This is a genomic window from Spongiivirga citrea (assembly GCF_010671565.1).
Lineage (GTDB): Bacteria > Bacteroidota > Bacteroidia > Flavobacteriales > Flavobacteriaceae > Spongiivirga > Spongiivirga citrea.
Genome location: NZ_JAABOQ010000001.1, coordinates 580753 through 598711, shown reverse-complemented (window position 1 = coordinate 598711; position 17959 = coordinate 580753). Strand labels below are relative to the sequence as shown.

Here is a 17959-nt window from a genome sequence, read left to right as displayed (position 1 = left end):
TTAATTCTTTCCTATTCTAATGATATCAGCAAATATACCCGATGCAGTAACATCTGCACCTGCACCTGCACCTTTTATGATTAATGGTTGTTGACTATAACGATTTGTATAAAAAAGTACAATATTATCACTACCCTCTAAGTTATAAAAAGGATGTCCCTCAGGAATTTGTTGCAAGCCAACACTCGCTTTCCCCTCTTCAAATTGTGCCACATATTTTAAACGGCAATTGTTCTTTTTAGCATTCGCTAGCAAATCATTAAATGAACTTGCATGAGTTTTTAAAGAAGCGAAAAATGAATCATTGTCTTTAGTATTCAATGATTCTTCAGGTAGGAAAGACTCATTTTCAATGTCAGATAATTCCAATTGATAGCCACTCTCACGAGCCAATATCAAAATCTTTCTAGCAACATCAACTCCGCTTAAGTCGATCTTAGGGTCTGGTTCTGTATATCCTTCTTCTTGCGCTTGTTTTACAACATCATGAAAAGAAGAATTTTCATCAAAATTGTTGAATACAAAATTTAGACTTCCAGATAGTACGGCCTGTATTTTATGAACTTCATCACCCGAGGCTACAAGATTGTTTAGTGTATCAATAATTGGAAGTCCAGCACCTACATTCGTTTCATATAAAAACGAACCGCCATATTTTCTTGAAAGGCGCTGCAGGTCCTCATAATTTTCATAATCATCGGCACAAGCTATCTTATTACAGGTGACCACACCAATACTGTTTCTTAAATAATCGGAGTATTTTCTAGAAATAAATTCAGTCGCTGTATTATCGACAAAAATGCTGTTTCTGATGTTTAGTTCGGTAGTTCGCTTTAAGAATGCTTCAGGATCTGCTTTTTCACCATTGGCCAACAATTGTTCCCAATTGTCAAGATCCAATCCTTTTTCATCAAAAACCATTGTTCTTGAATTGGATAAAGCGATCACCCGAATATTCAATCGTAATTTTTCGTTCAGATACGATTGTTGCTGTTTAATTTGCTCTAGCAGTTTTCCACCCACATTACCCACACCGGTAATAAACAAGTTGAGTTGTTTTAGTCTGTCCTCAAAGAACTCCTCATGAAGAATATTTAAGCCTTTCTTTACATCAGTCTTAGCGATAACGGCCGATATATTTTTCTCAGAAGCACCTTGCGCAATAGCACGAATGTTTACGTTGTTCTTGCCAAGGGAGCTAAACATTTTACCAGAAAGTCCTTGGTGGCTTTTCATTCTGTCTCCAACCAAGGCAAGAATAGCGAGATCTTTTTCAACCTGTACAGGTTCGATATGTTTGCGCATAATCTCCAATTCAAAGGCTTCGTTAATAGCAATTTCAATAGCATCGGCATCTGCCTGATCTACGCCTACACAAATTGATTGCTCCGACGACGCTTGCGTAATCATGATTACATTGGTGTTCTTTTGATAAAACACTTCTAAAAATCGCTTAGAAACTCCTGGAATTCCTATCATGCCGCTACCTTCTAGAGTAATCAATGCAATATTTTCAATATGAGAAATACCTTTTACCGGCCGATTTTTCCCATTGGGTTTGTCCGTTACTAAGGTTCCGATATCATCAGGTGAAAAGGTGTTTTTTATCCAAATAGGAATGCCTTTTTCTAGGACCGGTTGAATGGTCGGCGGATAAATAACCTTCGCCCCAAAATGGGATAATTCCATCGCTTCTCGATACGAAATATGAGCGATAGGAAATGCTTGCTTTACGACTCGCGGATTCGCCGTGTACATACCACTCACATCTGTCCAAATTTGTAATTCAGTTGCATTGACAAGCGAAGCTAAAATTGCAGCTGTATAATCAGACCCACCGCGACCGAGGGTAGTGGTGTTTCCATCGAGGGTTGAAGCCACAAAGCCCGGTAATATATTAACTTGGGCCTTATTGGTTGCCACAAAATTTGAAACACGTTTAGCAGTTTCCTTAAAGTCAACGGAAGCTTTTCCGTATGCGTTGCTTGTAATAACGAGTTCACGACTATCTTTAAACGCTGCATTTAATCCATTTATTTTGGCTGTTTCTGCGATGATAAATGAGCTTAAAAGTTCGCCATGACCAGCGATTAAGTCGGCTGTTTTTGGTGATAACTCACTTAACATAAAGGCACCTTCAAACAAGGTTTCAAGGCGATTAAGACGTGTTTTAACGGCACTAAGTACTGCGCTTTGATTGGCTACAGGAATCAATTCTTTTACTGCATTTATATGTCGCGTTTCAATTTCTTGAAAGATAGTGCGGTATGAATCATCTCTTTTGCCTGCGAGATCGGCCGCATTTAACAATAGATCGGTGACCCCACCAAAAGCAGAAACAACAACTAATAATTTCGAGTTCTCAGCAGTTTTTGAAACTACTGATAATGTTTTTTGTATGTTTTCTGGATTAGCGACTGAAGTCCCTCCAAATTTTAAAACGTTCATGATGGTTTGTTATCAGAAAATATGTGTCAATTGCATCCGCTTGCCGCCTAGGTCATAATTGACATCTGGTTTTTTTAAAAATAAATGTTGATCTAAAAAATAGATATAAGCCGGTGGTGATATGTACAATTATAAACCCCTAAGGGTCATTGTAATAATAGTCATAGTAATAGTGCCTCCCATTGGGATGATCGCTGTGCCGATAAGTGAAGTTGTAGTATTCACGATTACTATTTACATGGCAAACTTATAATTTTTATTTTTACTGATGAATACTTTTCGGTAGATATTCAATATTTATATGATATTGATAATAAAGCCCATAAAAAACTTAAAAATTAATAAATGAAGATATTTTCAGCAGCTCAAATTTACGAAGCTGATAAAATAACCACGGAGCGTCAAGGCATTTCTTCGATTGAATTAATGGAACGTGCCGCAACACAGGTATTTAATTGGATGCACCAACGTATGCAAGGCGCACAAGTAAAGATTCATGTGTTTTGCGGAATAGGGAATAATGGAGGCGACGGTTTGGTGCTTGCTAGACATTTATATCAACACGGTTATAATGTCGATACCTATGTGGTGAATTGTAGTGATAAACGGTCTAAGAATTTTTTGGTGAACTATGATCGTATTAAAGCAGAGACCAAATCCTGGCCTACTTTAATAAAAAAAGGAGATGAATTGCCTGAAATAGGGAAAGACGATATTATTGTTGATGCTATTTTCGGAATTGGCATTAACCGATGCCCAGATGATTGGGTAATTACGATTATGCAAGGTTTGAATAATGCAGGGGCCTACATTGTTTCTGTAGATATACCTTCTGGACTTTTTTCGGATAAACTTCCTGAGAAGCCTGAAGCGGTAATTAGAGCTGGTTATACCTTATCCTTTCAAACACCAAAACTTATATTCTTTTTACCGCAGACCGGACATTATACCGAGCAGTGGGAAATACTCGACATCGGATTAGACCGACAGTATCTAGTCGAAACACAAACAGCAGCGGAGCTTATCGGGAAACATGAAGTATTGCCCATATACCAGCCTAGAGAAAAATTCGATCATAAAGGCACTTACGGTCATAGCCTGATCATTGGTGGAAGTCACGGTAAAATAGGTGCTGTACAACTAGCATCACGAGCAGCTTTAACCGCAGGAGCTGGACTAGTAACCGCCTATGTGCCAGGTTGTGGTTATCATAGTATGCAAACAGCATTACCTGAAGCAATGGTATTGACCGATAGTTCTGAAGAAGAGATTACCCAAATAAAGTTCAAAATAGACCCAACCGTAATCGGACTCGGAATGGGAATGGGGACTGGGAAAAAAGCGAAAATTGCGCTTGAGGTATTTTTGAAAGATAATAGAAAACCACTAGTCATTGATGCTGACGCATTGAATATTATGGCAGCTGATAAAACCTTATTAGAATTGCTTCCTGAGAATACAGTCTTAACACCTCACCCGGGAGAGCTAGAACGACTGGTAGGAAAATGGGAAGACGATTTTGATAAATTAGAACGTACAAAAGCATTTGCTGCAAAATATAAGTTGATTGTTACCATTAAAGGCGCCAATACAATTACGGTACATCCCGAAAAAATATACATTAATGTTACAGGAAATCCTGGTATGGCAACTGCCGGAAGTGGAGATGTATTAACGGGAATCATCACGGGATTAATCTCACAAGGCTATGACCCACTACAAGCTACCGTATTTGGAGTGTATTTACATGGCACAGCAGGAGATTTAGCATTAGAAGGTCGAGGCTACCAAGCGATGATTGCTGGCGATATTATTAACCATATTGGCAAAGCTTATGTTGCTTTGTTTAAGCAGCCAGAACAAGAACAGCAGCAAGAAGAGTAGAAACAGGAAAGAAGATAAAGATCATGTAAAGTGCTGTTATGGGGAAATATACAGACTGATAACAGTGTATTTATGATTGATATAAAAAGTTGTGCTTCATGAAATGTATTTGTGACGAATTAAAATAGCAAAAGAAACATATGAATCAAATAATAAAAATAGTATCTCTGGTTATTTTATTGTCTACAATTGGTGGTTGTAACCATCAAAAAAAGACTAATGAGGGTAGTCAAATACCAAAACCTAACATTATTTATATTCTGGCAGATGATTTAGGCTATGGTGATTTAAGTTTAACAGGTCAAGTAAATTTTTCAACACCAAATATTGACAAATTAGCAAAAAATGGAATGTTTTTCACCCAACATTATTCAGGTTCAACAGTTTGTGCCCCTTCACGTTCGGCATTAATGACAGGCCAACATACAGGCCATACTTACATTCGTGGAAATAGAGAGGTCCAACCAGAAGGACAACATCCTTTAGATTCATCTATAGTAACAGTTGCTGAACTTTTAAAATCTGGAGGTTATGTAACAGGAGCTTTTGGAAAATGGGGTTTAGGATATCCATCTTCAGAGGGAGATCCAAATAACCAAGGATTTGACGAGTTTTATGGCTTCAATTGTCAACGGCTTGGACATAATTACTACCCATATTACTTGTGGCACAATCAAACCAAAGATTCACTAATAGATAATAGTGAAAAAAAAACAGAAAAATATGCTCCTAATATTATTCATGATAAGGCAATGGAGTTTCTTGAAAAGAATAAAGACACTACTTTTTTTATGTATTATCCCTCGATTATTCCTCATGCGGAACTTGCTGCACCAGAAGAATATATGACAAAATTTAGAGGAAAATTATTACCTGAAAAAAGCTACCTGGGAGTAGATGATGGTAGGGGGTATAAAAATGGAGGATATGGTTCGCAAAAAGAACCCCATACTGCTTTTGCAGCGATGATCTATCTTTTAGATAAGCAAGTAGGAGAAATAAGAAAAAAAGTAGAAGAGCTGGGTATTGGAGAAAATACCATCATACTATTTACATCAGATAATGGCCCTCACCAAGAAGGTGGAGCTGACCCCGACTATTTTAATAGCAATGCAGAATTAAGAGGATACAAACGCGATTTGTATGAAGGTGGAATACGAGTACCTATGATTACATATTGGCCAAACAAAATTAAACCAAATTCTATTTCTAATCACATTTCAGCTTTTTGGGACTTTTTACCTACCGTTTGTGACCTTGCACAAATAGAAACTCCAAAAAATATAGACGGCATCTCATTCTTACCAGAATTATTGGGAGAAAAACAAGACCATCATGACTATCTGTACTGGGAATTTCAAGCCAAAGGAGGGAAACAAGCAGTAAGACTTGGGGATTGGAAAGGGATACGCTTGAACATGGACAATAACCCAAAAGTGCCTATTGAACTCTATAATTTAGCTACCGACATAGGTGAACAATATAATGTTGCTACTGAAAATCCTGAAATTGTAGAAAAAATTGTCAAGATCATGAAGAAAGAACATGTCTATTCAAAGGAATTTAGCTTTGCATATGAAAAGAATTGAGTATTACTAATCACGAAAGTATAGCAACGGATATAATTCACCAGCCCGACAGAGTCGTTCTGGCGGGTTGCCGTGGAATTTCCTACTCGGAATGTCTTAGCGGATGATTCTGCAACGAAACAATAGCCCAACATTTACCAGTCATTAAATGAAACTCTTAATATTCGATATAGATGGAACAATTTTAGATTCTGTAAATGCAGATGATAAATGCTTTATCCAAACTTTTAAAGATTTGTATCAAATTAGTTTGATAAATACGGACTGGAATGATTTCACGAATGTAACTGATACTGGCTTGACGATTGAAATTTTTGAAAAATGGTTTAATAGAAAACCCAAAAAAGAAGAAATAGAAAACTTAAAATTATATTTCAAAAACTTATTAAAAGACCATATTCAACAATGTACTGAAATTGAAAAATCCTTGGCCTTTATAAAACAAACTTCTCTTAAAACTGATTTTGCAGTTGGTTTTGCAACTGGTGGTTGGAAAGAAACGGCTGAATTGAAATGTAATTCAGTAGGTCTTAGTCTTAATGATTACATTTTTAAATCCTCTAATGACCATTACAATAGAGCTAAGATCATTGAATTTGTTATTGAAGAAGCTTTGAGAATTAATAATGTAAAGGCGTTTGAGTCTATTACTTATTTCGGAGATGGACTCTGGGACTATAAAACAACTAGGGCACTTGGAATTGACTTTATTGGTGTGGACTTTAAAAACAATCGAAAGTTAAAAAATATTGGAGTAGAAAAAGTAATTGGAAACTTTGCTGAACCGGAAAAAATATTGAGTTGGATAAATTAATAACAAAATATAAAATTGGACTATGTTTAATCCGAAGAATTAACGTCTTTGTTCGCGCTACGTTTCATATACAAGTCCGTTGTGAACAAGCAAAAAAATTAATTCTTAAATCCAAAATTATTAGATCTTAGAACTCATGAATTTCAATAATTTAAGCGGAATAGTACCGTTAGATCTAGCTTCTGAAATTCTAAGTCTGCTAGAAAAACAAACATTTTCTAAAAATCATTTACTACATAAACAGGGTACTATTTGCAACCATATATACCTAGTGCAAAAAGGAATAGCTAGGACTTTTTTTTACAAAGAAGGTAAAGATATTACAGTCCATATTGCTTCAGAAGGAGAGCTTATAACGGCTATCGACAGCGTAATAAGCTTAAAAAAAAGTCGGTATAATGTTGAATTGTTAGAAGACAGTGAAATTCTTACAATCTCTTACAAAGCGCTTCAATCCCTTATGGAAAAACACCCTGAGCACGAAAAATATATGAGGTTAATTTTAGAACAGTTATATGCTGAAGGAGCTGATAGAATTGAAGAGTTTTTATTTTACTCAGCTAAAGAGCGATATGACAATTTGATCAAGAAAAGGCCTCATCTTATAAATAGGGTTAATTTGGGTCATATTGCTTCCTATCTCGGTATAACACAAGAGACCTTAAGTCGAATAAGAAAGCATCCCTAATTTTTCATTTTTTGACAATTGTCAAAAAGTATAGACTTTATAGCACTTAGTTTTGTGCAAATTAAAGTTTGTACAAATGAATTCAAGAGTCATCAAATTATTTTTAAGAATTACAATTGGAGTTGGGTTTTTATCCGCTGTTGCCGATAGATTGGGATTATGGCCTGCGGAAATATCGGCTTGGGGGAATTGGGAGAATTTTCTGGGATATACCAAATCAATTAATGCAATAATTCCGGAAATATTAATTCCAACTGTTGGGGTTATGGTGACCATCGCTGAAGTATTATTCGGAATTTGTTTGATTATAGGATTGAAAACCGAATTGACGGCAAAATTGAGTGGTTATCTTATGATAATCTTTGCCTTAGCAATTACGTTTTCTTCGGGAATAAAAGGGGCTTTTGATTATTCTGTCTTCGCAGCCTCAGCCGGTGCATTTGGATTGAGTATAATGAAGAATAAATACTTGGAATTAGATATGTTAATTACTAGAAAAAAGTAAAAAAAACCATTGCATAAAGGCTATAACTAACAGCGCCTGAATTTCCTACCCGAAATTCTTATCTTGCAGTGAAGGCTTGGTTATCTCAGAATGTTCTAATGGATGATTTTGCAATGAAACCAAGACCTCATTAAAAAAACGCGAATGTGAAATTAGAAACTACAATACACTATACAATGTTATAAATAGAAATTAGCATCATGGATATATTAAAAATAGCAATTGAATGGGCCAAAGCTGAAGTTTTTTCATCAAGATTCTTCATTCTTTTCGCAATCTTATTCCTAACCGCGAGTATAGGATTTTGGCAACTCGGAAAAACGGGAACCGCTAAAGCCTATATCATTCCAACATTAGTGGCCGGAGTTTTACTTTTAGCTGTGGGTCTTGGTATATTTTTTACTAATAAATCACGTGTCACAAGTTTCGCTGAAGCTTACAATACCAACCCCACAGAGTTTGTACAATCGGAAATAATACGCACAGAAAAATCAATGGGGGAATATAGGATCATCGTTTTCAAAGTTATACCGATGATTATAATAGTTGCTGCCTTATTAATTGTTGTTTTTGACAAACCGCTTTGGCGAGCAATAAGCATCACAACCATTGCGATGATGGTAGCTATTTTGTTGGTAGACAGTAATGCCAATTCCAGAATTGAAAACTACCATAAACAATTGGAGTTAGTGGATGAGTAGGGAAGTAATGGTTATTATTCAACGCTAAGGTATAACGACTGATAACAGGACCATTGATTTCAACACAACAAGAATATGAAATTACATACCATAATACTTTCCTTTGTTGCTTTACTTAGTATAGGATGTAAACAGCATACTAATGAAGAAGAAAGCAAAACCGAATCCAAAACGAAGATTGTTGAATCCGAAAAAGTTGCTGATTATATCAGTGATTGGGTCGATGCAATAAATAGTAATAATGTTAACGCTTTGGAAAAGATGTATGCACCTGATGCTATGAAGGTGATTTCTGCGGATAGTATAATTGAAAGTTCGTCAAAGATAGCTACTTCTTATGGAATTAGTAAAAACGGTATTACCTCAATTGAATCATTATTTAGTGTAGAAGCTAATAAAGACAGACACATCAATTATGAATTAATCAAATATAAAACCGAGGATTTAAATGAAAATATCCAGCTTGTAATTTGGAGATTAGAAAACAGAAAGGTTATACGGGAATTTGAGTTTACCGAACGAAATACTCCAGAAACAAAAAAGGTGGATTTAAACCAGATAAACGATAGAAGAAATTTATGGATGGAACTTTGTAATGCGAATAATGCCGAGAACCTTGTCAAACAGCTCTATAGTGCTAATACTATTTATTTCAATCATAAACCAATAGTAAAAGGGTGGGACGATTTGGTTAAGGAATATGATTACATGAATAATAGTAATTATAACCTAAGCCTTGAACCAATGAAATTGGAAGTGCTAAATGCAAATTTCGTCTTTGAAATAGGCCAATGTAGCGGAAGTTATAATGGGAAATACATTCTTATCTGGAAAAAAGAATTAGACGGAAATTGGAATATCTATATTGATTCCAATATTTGAAGTTGGAAGTAAAACTAGTAAATAATTCAGCTAAAAACCTGTTTATCATACTTCATAAAGAGTAGTTACAATAGCACCTTTATCTCCAGCTCTCCGAAGTTTGCAACTTCAAATTAATCATGTGCCTGGCATTATTATTGATATTTCTATAGTACAATAAATATTTGTGTTATGAATACCAGACATTCCATCTTCCTTTTTTTTATACTTTTTTCAGTAAACCAATTACGCTCTCAAAATCCCGTTTTGATAAATCATTTATTGGGTGAGGATATTTTGTTTGTTGATTATTCATGTCCTCAAAATATAGCACTAAGTTATCTATTTGAAGAAGAAGAAGAGGAGCCTACATTTACCATGACTTTTTCGGTGTATAATCCAAATACGAATAAAGTAGAAGAGCAAAAAGCTAGGCATGAAAATTATACTATTCACGGCGTATATAACCCAGATTTGAAAGAAGTAGAATGGGAAAATTCGAAGCATGAATATTATACCGTTTTCGGAGTTTATAATCCAAGCGAGAAAAAGGTAGAATGGAAACATTCAAGGCATGGTCATCGTAAGGTGCATGGGGTATATAATCCTCATCTCAAAAAAGTACAATGGAATGAGCCCAATCATGCGCATTATACCGTTTATGGAGTGTACAATCCGAACACGGAAAAAGTAGAATGGAAACACTCGAGACGTTCAAACCTCATTGTTCATGGAACATACAATCCAGAGACGTTGAAAGTGGAATGGAAAGAAGTTGAGCCGTCAAGATAATTATCTCACAGAACTTCATAAAGTAAGGTCCTAATCAAACCCTTCCCGTCCTCTAAATAATAAGATTGTAATTCCTTTTCACTTTTCACCTTAAATCTTAATGGAGCAGCCAAAATATCTAGTCCACTCTGCTTTTTTAGGCGAATGCCTTGGCCTGAAATGATATCTTTATTTGGAGTAAACTTTCCAGTTGGGATATGCTCTGTTAATATGACATATTTATACGCAGTTAGTTTATCTAGAACACCTTGAACTTCAACATTAGATAGATGTTGTAATACTTGTCGTATGATCGCACAATCTCCTTTGGGTAAATCGTCTTTTGCGATATCTAAACACTTAAATTCTAAATTTTCGTTTTGAAATTGTTGCTTATTATGACCTATTAAGTCGGGCACAATATCGATGGCAATATATTTTTTGGTGTGCTCGATAAGTTGTTTTCCAATATTAAAATCGCCACAACCCAAATCACAAACCACTAGAGGACTTTGAAATGATTTTAAAAAAGAAATCACTACAGCTATATACGGATTGACAATAGCTGTATCATGCGACCCATCACCTGAATAAAAAGGAGTGTTATTACCACCCCAAAGTTTCATTTCGTAGATCTGCTTCATTGCATCTGCAGTTGGCCATGGCATTTTTGTTTTGGAAGGGCTATTTTCTTTCTTTTTCATAAAACAGTCTATTTGCATATACTAATGAGGTGTTCGAATATACTTACAGAATATATACAATAACAAGTATTATAAAACTAATAGCTCATTAAATAAAAGTTGCTTTAGGACTGTTGTACAATATTTTACAGTAAAATTCAATAACTTAACACTTTCCTTAGCGTATTTCAGGAATTTCACCTATAGACGTGAATTTTTTTATAGCGTTTAAATTAATTTGGTATGAGAAAAATAAAAGTGTTAAAAAAAAAGATTGTGCTAATGACATTTCCTGAGACCCTAGCTCTTTGAACTTTACAATTTCGAAGCCTCTCGACCCTAAAATAGTCATACACTAAACAATCATTTAAATGAAAGTCAACAAAATTAAAATTGCTAAAATTTCTGAATTAAAACAAAACCAACCTTCACACGCCTTAGTTAAAAATACAGATCTCGTTATAACAAAGCATGAAATGGGAATTTCGGTTCTTTATGGTAGATGTTTACATCGTGGTGCATTAATGTCTGACGGCTATGTTGATGGGCACAATCTTATTTGTGGTGTTCACGGTTGGGATTACCGAGTTGATACTGGAGTTTCAGAATATAATAATAAAGAGGTACTTCATAAATTTCAAGAATATATAGAGGGCGATTCGCTTTTAGTCGATGAAAATGAGATTGTAGCCTTTGAGGTTGATCACCCACAGCCTTTTAACCGTGATGAATACTTAGGAGCATATGCAGATACGCATCCAGAAGATACGGAACCTTATACATCATATATCAAAGAGCTCGCTCAAAATGGATTAAAGAATATTGGTCATCATGGTTTTTCAGCTTCCATGGGAGTTGATAGAAATATATTACCAAAGTGGAATGACATTCAATTTCTTCCAGCCCAATTAGCAACAAGGCCTTTATTAGACCATGAAGATGTGGCTACCAAAGTCGTTATTGGTCCAAATGCAAAAAAGCCTTTGGAATTAGATATTCCTCTTTTTGTAAGTGATATGAGTTTTGGCGCTTTATCCCGTGAGGCAAAAATAGCATTAAGTAAAGGTGCGGAAATGGCTGGAACAGGAATCTGCTCAGGTGAAGGTGGTATGTTGCCAGAAGAACAATCTAATAATTCAAAATATTTTTATGAATTAGCATCAGCCCAATTCGGGTTTTCATGGGATAAATTAGATAATGTACAAGCCTTTCACTTTAAAGGTGGTCAAGGTGCAAAAACAGGAACTGGGGGTCACTTACCAGGAAATAAAGTAAGTAAAGAAATTGCCGAAGTAAGAGGGCTAAAAGAAGGAGAAACAGCCATTTCTCCAGCAGCAAACCCTAATTTTCATTCTGTAAAGGATTTTAAAGATTTTAGTGCTAAAGTTCGTGAACGTACTGACGGAATTCCTATCGGGTTTAAAATTGCTGCAAGCCATATCGAAAAGGATATTCAATTCGCTTTAGATTGTGGTGTTGATTATATCATTCTCGATGGTCGTGGAGGCGGCACTGGTTCTGCGCCAACCATTTTGCGCGACCATATAAATGTACCTACTATTCCAGCATTGGCAAGAGCCAGAAAATATATGGATAGTGTAGGGGCCACCAATGTTAGTTTAGTAATTACTGGTGGTCTTAGAGTAGCTGAAGATTTTGCAAAAGCCATGATGCTGGGGGCAGATGCAATTGCCGTTTCAAACTCAGCTTTACAGGCTATTGGATGTTTGGGTATGCGCGCCTGTGGTAGTAATAATTGTCCCGTTGGCATTGCTACTCAAAAGGAGTCCTTAAGAAGCCGATTAATAATAGATTCATCTGCGAAACAATTGCACAACTATTTTGAAGCGACAAACGATTTAATTAAGGTAGTGGCTCGCTCTTGCGGCTATGATGATGTTGCAAAATTTAATCACAATGACCTATCAACTTTTGACCTAGATATGCACAAATTAACTGGAATTAGCTATGCTGGCGTAACACTTTAAACTATGAAAACTACAATGCACTTAGCCGCGCAGTATCTCGCAACTGCAGCCATCAGTTTTATTGTTAAAAAAGAGGACGACAGCCATACTAATTTAGGTTGGAACGACCATATTCTTGAAACACATGAATTTTCAAATGGAGATAAACTAGGTCTAAACTATCAGAACTTCTCTTTAGAATGGATGCAACAAAATGGGAGCAAAGAATCATTTAGTTTAAATCAATCAACTCATAAGGAGATTACAGATTGGATCTCTCAAACAAGCATTAGTAAAGACATACAAAAACCATATAAATATGAGTTGCACTATGAACTTCCATATAATGAGGTTACAGATGAGAGTAATTATGAATTAACAAATAGGGAAGATCTAAATACATTAATTAAACAAAGAGATTTAGCGCAAGATGTTATTAGCAGTATTTTGAAATTTAACGAATTCGATAGTGCAATTAGAATATGGCCTCATCATTTTGATACAGGAGCTTTTGTTATAGTTAATGATAACTTATCCATAGGCATTGGTATGGCTATTCCTGATTCGTTCATTAACGACTTCTATTTTTATATAAGTGGTTATGATGGGCATGATCCTGTAATCTTGAAGTCCGTTGACGATTTAAAACACGGTAATTATTACACTAATGAATGGCAAGGTTTTGCTATTTCTTTAAATGGGCTTGATAACGAGACAGCAATTGATTTCTCTCAAACGGCTATTAATAGTTATCTAAATACAATAGCATAATGTTTGAAATAGTTGTTGATATTATTACCCAAGGGTTAAACATAGAGAAACTGGTTTCTAAACTTTTAAAGCAACACTGATGGAAAAAAAGATAGTTTGGATTGCTTCTAATTTCAAAACCTTTTGTGCGTTTTTCTGGATTTTAACAAGCTATCATGTAAAGGCACAAGTAGAGCCGCCAACAATTATGCCTGGACTTGCGGCTACATATTCCACTAAGCTTGAAGTAACTGGAATAAATGCAAGGTTGTATTATGCGGCAGATCATCATTATTGTTTTGGACCGGAAGTTTCTTTTTTTAAAAAAGATACAGAAGAGGGTGAACTATCTTTATTTGAGGCAAATGCCAATCTTCATTACATTCTAGATTTAAAAAAAGGATTAGGGGTTTATCCCTTAGGGGGATTCAACTATACTACTGAGACAGAAACCAAAGATCTTAATGAAACAGAGGAAAAACATACCGAGAACGCGTTTGGATTAAATATTGGAGCGGGTATGCATTATGCCTCTGGGAGAATTCTCTTTTTTGGAGAATACAAATATGTGGTCAGTGAATTAGATGATCATTTTATTTCCGTAGGAGCCCTAATTAACTTTTCTCTGGCTAAAAAAGAAAAAGAAATACCTCATTAATAGTAAAAAGAAACAACAAGAGACTATGCAGGATAAAAAAATAATTTGGCATAAAGTATTACTAAATAAAAAAGACCTTCCTGAAGGTCGTGTAAAAACAGTAACTGCGGATCATAAAGGTATTTGTTTAACACATTATGAGGGGAAATTTTCGGCTTTAGATAATCGCTGTCCGCATCAAGGTGGACCATTGGGGGAAGGTTCCATAGAGAATGGAATGTTACGCTGTCCTTGGCACGGTTGGGATTACCATCCATGTACAGGCAATTCACCTGGAGGTTTTGATGATGGGGTTGACACGTTCCCTATAAAAGAAGAGGGAGATGCTATTTATGTAGGCTTAGAAGAGGAACCTGCACATCAACCAACTGTTTCAGATATTATGGTAGAAACAATGGTTAATTGGGGAGTTACGAAAGTCTTCGGAATGGTTGGTCACTCTAATCTTGGGTTTGCAGATGCCATGAGACGCCAAGAGAATAAGGGAAATCTTAATTTTTATGGTATTCGTCATGAAGGCGCAGCCTCTTTTGCTGCTTCGGCCTATGGGAAATTGACTGGCAAACCTGCAGCCTGTTTTTCAATTGCTGGTCCTGGAGCTACGAATATGTATACTGGACTTTGGGATGCTAAAGTAGATCGAGCACCCATTCTGGCATTAACAGGTCAGGTGAAAACACAAGTGGTCGGTACAGGCAATTTTCAAGAAGTCGATTTGGTGCAAGGTTTCAATACAGTGGCCGAATTTAATCAGCGTGTTCAAAGTGATAGTCAACATGCTGAATTAATGTCTTTAGCGATAAAGCACGCAATTTTAAAACGCGATGTTTCCCACTTAACATTTCCAGATGAAGTACAGGAGCAATACGCCAAAACTGGTGCTAAAGTGAAGACTCCAGAAAAAAGGATAACCTCTTTGGAAATTGCGCCACCTATTGCAGCGGTAAATGATGCGGTATCATTAATTAAAAAATCAAAACGCCCCGTTATAGTTATGGGGCATGGAGCAAGAGAACATAAAAAAGCGGTAGTTGAATTTGCCGAAAGCTTAAACGCTGCGGTTGTAACTACTTTTAAAGGGAAAGGTTTAATCGCAGACGGCCACACACTTGGGGGTGGAGTTTTAGGGAGAAGTGGTACACCGATAGCTTCCTGGTTTATGAATGAAGCAGACCTATTAATTGTTTTTGGCGCTTCTTTTTCTAATCATACCGGAATCACACCCAAGAAACCGATTATTCAGATAGATTTTGATCCTTTAGCCTTAAGTAAATTTCATAAAGTTGAAGTCGCAGTATGGGGAGAAATCTCTAGGACCTTAGCTATTTTCAATTCGGAATTAAAAGGACATATTAATACTGAAGATCAAGGCCCCGAAATAGCAGCTCGCTGGAAAATCTGGAAAGCCGAGAAAGCAAAGCGCTTATTAGAAAGGTCTGATAAAGGTATAAGCTCTATAGCTGTTTTTGAAACTATGAATAAACACACTCCAGAAGATGCAGTAATGTGTGTTGATGTGGGGAATAACGCCTATTCTTTTGGTCGTTATTTCGAACCAAAAAACCAAGACTTTTTAATGTCCGGCTATTTAGGATCTATCGGGTTTGCCTTACCTGCAGCTATTGGGGCCTGGGCTGCTGTAGGAGATTCAAGACCTGTAATTGCAGTTGCAGGAGATGGCGGTTTATGTCAATATTTGGCAGAAATAACAACACTTGTTAAATACAATATGCCTATCAAATTGATTGTATTGAACAACGATGAGTTGGGTAAGATTTCTAAAGAACAACGTGCAGGCGAATTTGATGTTTGGAAAACGTCTTTATCGAATCCAAATTTTGCAGACTTTGCACGATCATGCGGTGCGTGGGGAAAGCGGGTCGAAAAACAAGAAGATTTGGAAACAGCAATGAAAGAATTGTTTAGACAACCAAAAGCTGGTGTTTTAGAAGTAATAACCGATGTTAACCTCATTTAATATGGAAATCGTAATCAAAATATTTCTAGGGATTTTGGGAGTGTATACTTTAATTGGAATTCTCTTTGGTGTTTTCTTTTTAATTAAAGCACCCAAAATTGATCCGCTAATGGCTGATACAAAAAAGAAAGTTCGCTTTTTATTATTCCCAGGTGTCGCAGCGACATGGCCTTTTCTTATAGGCAAATTATTCAATTCTAAAACTGCTTAATATGACTTCTGGACAAAGAAAAGCGCATAAATATGTTTGGTTACTATTAGTAATGACTATTCCGATCTTGATGATTTTTGCCGTAAAGGATTTGGATGTTTTTTCGCTAAAAGAAGATTTAAAACCGAAGTTTAGTGCCACCAAAGGTACTATCGTTAAAACTTCGGAAAACAAAATACTCAAAGCATCACTTATAAAAAAAGATAGCTTGTATTCTTTAGAGGTCATATTAAAAAAACCTATTAAACAGGCGTCTCTTGTAATAGAAAGCTTGCAGGCCCAAGACGGAGCTAAAGTTATTGGCCAACTGTCATCTGTTGGGATTTACAAATTCGAAGTTGATGAAGTTATTGAAGCTATTATACTAAAAGACCCCTTAGGAAAAGAAGATATAAATATATTAACCGTATTACCGCTATAAATGGGATTAAACTATCAATTAGTATTGTGGAATAACCACAAGAAAACATATGATAAGCTTATTGTGCTTGGCATGCTGCTTTATATCATTTTGTTTGCCGTCGTAACACTTGTTTTTAATTCTGAAACAAGTATTGAGACATTAGTGATTAGGGCATTTGGGTCTTTAGCTATCATTATGTTGCACATCATTTTAGTTATCGGACCCTTAGCTAGGTTAAATAGTGCTTTCTTGCCTATACTTTACAATCGAAGGCATTTAGGTGTTAGTATGTTTATTGCAGCCTTTATTCATGGTGGTTTTTCCATGTTTCAATTTCATGCCTTAGGTGATGTAAATCCCATCTATTCGATTTTTATTTCAAACATGGATTATGGTTCTCTTACTGATTTTCCTTTTCAAGTTTTAGGGTTTTTAGCTTTACTTATCTTGTTTGTAATGGCATCTACAAGTCATGATTTTTTCCTCGGAAACTTATCTGCAAAAACCTGGAAGCGTCTTCATATGATGGTTTATGCTGCATATGCCTTAATTATCGCTCATGTTTTTCTTGGTGCCTTTCAACAAGAAACATCTCCCTTCACCATTGGTATTTTGGTTTTCGGATTTATACTGGTATCTAGTTTACATTTAATAACAGCATTTAAAGAAGGTCATATCGATACTGCCAAAACTGAAGAAAAAGAGGGCTGGCTAAAAGTTTGTGATATTTCAGAAATTGAAGAAGATCGAGCTAAAATATTTACCGTTGAAAAAGAGCGTATCGCTATTTTTAAATACGATGGAAAATTATCCGCAATTCATAATGTTTGCAAGCATCAAGGTGGCCCATTAGGCGAGGGAAAAATTATAGATGGCTGTATTACATGCCCTTGGCATGGATATCAATATTTACCAGCTAACGGACAATCGCCGCCTCCATTCACAGAAAAAGTAGCGACTTATGAATTAAAACTAGATGGGAAAACCGTTTACATTAACCCGAAAGCTTTTGAGGAAGGAACAGAAGTTAACCCTTGTAAAATTTAAG

Annotated in this window: 17 protein-coding genes; 15 read left to right on the top strand and 2 right to left on the bottom strand. The window is 35.9% G+C overall.

Translation table 11 applies throughout. The features are described 5' to 3' along the window. The gene (gene thrA, locus GWK10_RS02705) at positions 1 to 2448 is read right to left on the bottom strand and encodes a bifunctional aspartate kinase/homoserine dehydrogenase I (protein WP_164029353.1); all 2448 of its coding nucleotides are present in this window, start codon (positions 2446 to 2448) and stop codon (positions 1 to 3) included. 345 nt (positions 2449 to 2793) lie between these two features. Between thrA and GWK10_RS02700 the strand changes: the two genes are divergently transcribed. The 8 genes from GWK10_RS02700 to GWK10_RS02665 all read left to right on the top strand — a co-directional run bounded on the left by GWK10_RS02700 (position 2794) and on the right by GWK10_RS02665 (position 10282). Next, positions 2794 to 4332, top strand: a complete 1539-nt coding sequence (locus GWK10_RS02700; protein WP_164029352.1) for an NAD(P)H-hydrate dehydratase — start codon at positions 2794 to 2796, stop codon at positions 4330 to 4332. A 140-nt stretch (positions 4333 to 4472) separates the two neighbouring features. Then, the gene (locus GWK10_RS02695) at positions 4473 to 5921 is read left to right on the top strand and encodes an arylsulfatase (RefSeq protein ID WP_164029351.1); all 1449 of its coding nucleotides are present in this window, start codon (positions 4473 to 4475) and stop codon (positions 5919 to 5921) included. Positions 5922 to 6069: 148 nt separating this feature from the next. Then, positions 6070 to 6735 (top strand): HAD family hydrolase, encoded by a 666-nt coding sequence (locus GWK10_RS02690; RefSeq protein ID WP_164029350.1) that lies wholly within the window; start codon positions 6070 to 6072, stop codon positions 6733 to 6735. Between the two features lie 136 nt (positions 6736 to 6871). Next, complete coding sequence (locus GWK10_RS02685; RefSeq protein WP_164029349.1) at positions 6872 to 7423, top strand: Crp/Fnr family transcriptional regulator; 552 nt, start codon at positions 6872 to 6874, stop codon at positions 7421 to 7423. 76 nt (positions 7424 to 7499) lie between these two features. After that, complete coding sequence (locus tag GWK10_RS02680; RefSeq protein WP_164029348.1) at positions 7500 to 7928, top strand: DoxX family protein; 429 nt, start codon at positions 7500 to 7502, stop codon at positions 7926 to 7928. 200 nt (positions 7929 to 8128) lie between these two features. Further along, positions 8129 to 8629 (top strand): hypothetical protein, encoded by a 501-nt coding sequence (locus tag GWK10_RS02675; protein ID WP_164029347.1) that lies wholly within the window; start codon positions 8129 to 8131, stop codon positions 8627 to 8629. A gap of 75 nt (positions 8630 to 8704) precedes the next feature. Beyond that, complete coding sequence (locus GWK10_RS02670) at positions 8705 to 9511, top strand: Cif family virulence factor (protein WP_164029346.1); 807 nt, start codon at positions 8705 to 8707, stop codon at positions 9509 to 9511. A gap of 171 nt (positions 9512 to 9682) precedes the next feature. After that, positions 9683 to 10282, top strand: coding sequence for a hypothetical protein (locus tag GWK10_RS02665; protein ID WP_164029345.1), 600 nt, complete (start codon positions 9683 to 9685; stop codon positions 10280 to 10282). Positions 10283 to 10287: 5 nt separating this feature from the next. Here the strand turns inward: GWK10_RS02665 and GWK10_RS02660 are convergent, their stop codons facing one another. After that, on the bottom strand, positions 10288 to 10965 hold the full coding sequence (locus GWK10_RS02660; protein WP_164029344.1) for a class I SAM-dependent methyltransferase: 678 nt from the start codon (positions 10963 to 10965) through the stop codon (positions 10288 to 10290). 350 nt (positions 10966 to 11315) lie between these two features. Here GWK10_RS02660 and GWK10_RS02655 point away from each other — a divergent pair, with 350 nt between their 5' ends. From GWK10_RS02655 to GWK10_RS02625, 7 genes are all read left to right on the top strand, one after another. Further along, on the top strand, positions 11316 to 12932 hold the full coding sequence (locus GWK10_RS02655) for a glutamate synthase-related protein (protein ID WP_164029343.1): 1617 nt from the start codon (positions 11316 to 11318) through the stop codon (positions 12930 to 12932). A gap of 3 nt (positions 12933 to 12935) precedes the next feature. Next, positions 12936 to 13682 carry a hypothetical protein gene (locus GWK10_RS02650; protein ID WP_164029342.1) on the top strand — a complete coding sequence of 249 codons (747 nt, stop codon included), beginning with the start codon at positions 12936 to 12938 and terminating at the stop codon, positions 13680 to 13682. A gap of 79 nt (positions 13683 to 13761) precedes the next feature. Continuing rightward, positions 13762 to 14319: an outer membrane beta-barrel protein gene (locus GWK10_RS02645; protein WP_164029341.1), complete on the top strand. Its 558-nt coding sequence runs from the start codon at positions 13762 to 13764 to the stop codon at positions 14317 to 14319. A gap of 25 nt (positions 14320 to 14344) precedes the next feature. Then, a complete protein-coding gene (locus GWK10_RS02640) occupies positions 14345 to 16297 on the top strand; it encodes a thiamine pyrophosphate-binding protein (protein WP_164029340.1) in 1953 nt (650 codons plus the stop codon). A 1-nt stretch (position 16298) separates the two neighbouring features. After that, on the top strand, positions 16299 to 16508 hold the full coding sequence (locus GWK10_RS02635; RefSeq protein WP_164029339.1) for a hypothetical protein: 210 nt from the start codon (positions 16299 to 16301) through the stop codon (positions 16506 to 16508). A gap of 1 nt (position 16509) precedes the next feature. Then, positions 16510 to 16929 carry a hypothetical protein gene (locus tag GWK10_RS02630; protein ID WP_164029338.1) on the top strand — a complete coding sequence of 140 codons (420 nt, stop codon included), beginning with the start codon at positions 16510 to 16512 and terminating at the stop codon, positions 16927 to 16929. Next, positions 16930 to 17958 carry a Rieske 2Fe-2S domain-containing protein gene (locus GWK10_RS02625; protein ID WP_164029337.1) on the top strand — a complete coding sequence of 343 codons (1029 nt, stop codon included), beginning with the start codon at positions 16930 to 16932 and terminating at the stop codon, positions 17956 to 17958. Position 17959 lies beyond the last annotated feature (1 nt).

What these genes read in the sequence shown, in the direction of transcription:
- GWK10_RS02635 (WP_164029339.1), top strand. Translation starts at nt 16,299, where the DNA reads ATGGAAATCGTAATCAAAATATTTCTAGGGATTTTGGGAGTGTATACT.
- GWK10_RS02670 (WP_164029346.1), top strand. Translation starts at nt 8,705, where the DNA reads ATGAAATTACATACCATAATACTTTCCTTTGTTGCTTTACTTAGTATA.
- GWK10_RS02680 (WP_164029348.1), top strand. Translation starts at nt 7,500, where the DNA reads ATGAATTCAAGAGTCATCAAATTATTTTTAAGAATTACAATTGGAGTT.
- GWK10_RS02630 (WP_164029338.1), top strand. Translation starts at nt 16,510, where the DNA reads ATGACTTCTGGACAAAGAAAAGCGCATAAATATGTTTGGTTACTATTA.
- GWK10_RS02675 (WP_164029347.1), top strand. Translation starts at nt 8,129, where the DNA reads ATGGATATATTAAAAATAGCAATTGAATGGGCCAAAGCTGAAGTTTTT.
- GWK10_RS02695 (WP_164029351.1), top strand. Translation starts at nt 4,473, where the DNA reads ATGAATCAAATAATAAAAATAGTATCTCTGGTTATTTTATTGTCTACA.
- GWK10_RS02690 (WP_164029350.1), top strand. Translation starts at nt 6,070, where the DNA reads ATGAAACTCTTAATATTCGATATAGATGGAACAATTTTAGATTCTGTA.
- GWK10_RS02685 (WP_164029349.1), top strand. Translation starts at nt 6,872, where the DNA reads ATGAATTTCAATAATTTAAGCGGAATAGTACCGTTAGATCTAGCTTCT.
- GWK10_RS02645 (WP_164029341.1), top strand. Translation starts at nt 13,762, where the DNA reads ATGGAAAAAAAGATAGTTTGGATTGCTTCTAATTTCAAAACCTTTTGT.
- GWK10_RS02625 (WP_164029337.1), top strand. Translation starts at nt 16,930, where the DNA reads ATGGGATTAAACTATCAATTAGTATTGTGGAATAACCACAAGAAAACA.
- GWK10_RS02660 (WP_164029344.1), bottom strand. Translation starts at nt 10,965, where the DNA reads ATGAAAAAGAAAGAAAATAGCCCTTCCAAAACAAAAATGCCATGGCCA.
- GWK10_RS02665 (WP_164029345.1), top strand. Translation starts at nt 9,683, where the DNA reads ATGAATACCAGACATTCCATCTTCCTTTTTTTTATACTTTTTTCAGTA.
- GWK10_RS02640 (WP_164029340.1), top strand. Translation starts at nt 14,345, where the DNA reads ATGCAGGATAAAAAAATAATTTGGCATAAAGTATTACTAAATAAAAAA.
- GWK10_RS02700 (WP_164029352.1), top strand. Translation starts at nt 2,794, where the DNA reads ATGAAGATATTTTCAGCAGCTCAAATTTACGAAGCTGATAAAATAACC.
- GWK10_RS02655 (WP_164029343.1), top strand. Translation starts at nt 11,316, where the DNA reads ATGAAAGTCAACAAAATTAAAATTGCTAAAATTTCTGAATTAAAACAA.
- thrA (WP_164029353.1), bottom strand. Translation starts at nt 2,448, where the DNA reads ATGAACGTTTTAAAATTTGGAGGGACTTCAGTCGCTAATCCAGAAAAC.
- GWK10_RS02650 (WP_164029342.1), top strand. Translation starts at nt 12,936, where the DNA reads ATGAAAACTACAATGCACTTAGCCGCGCAGTATCTCGCAACTGCAGCC.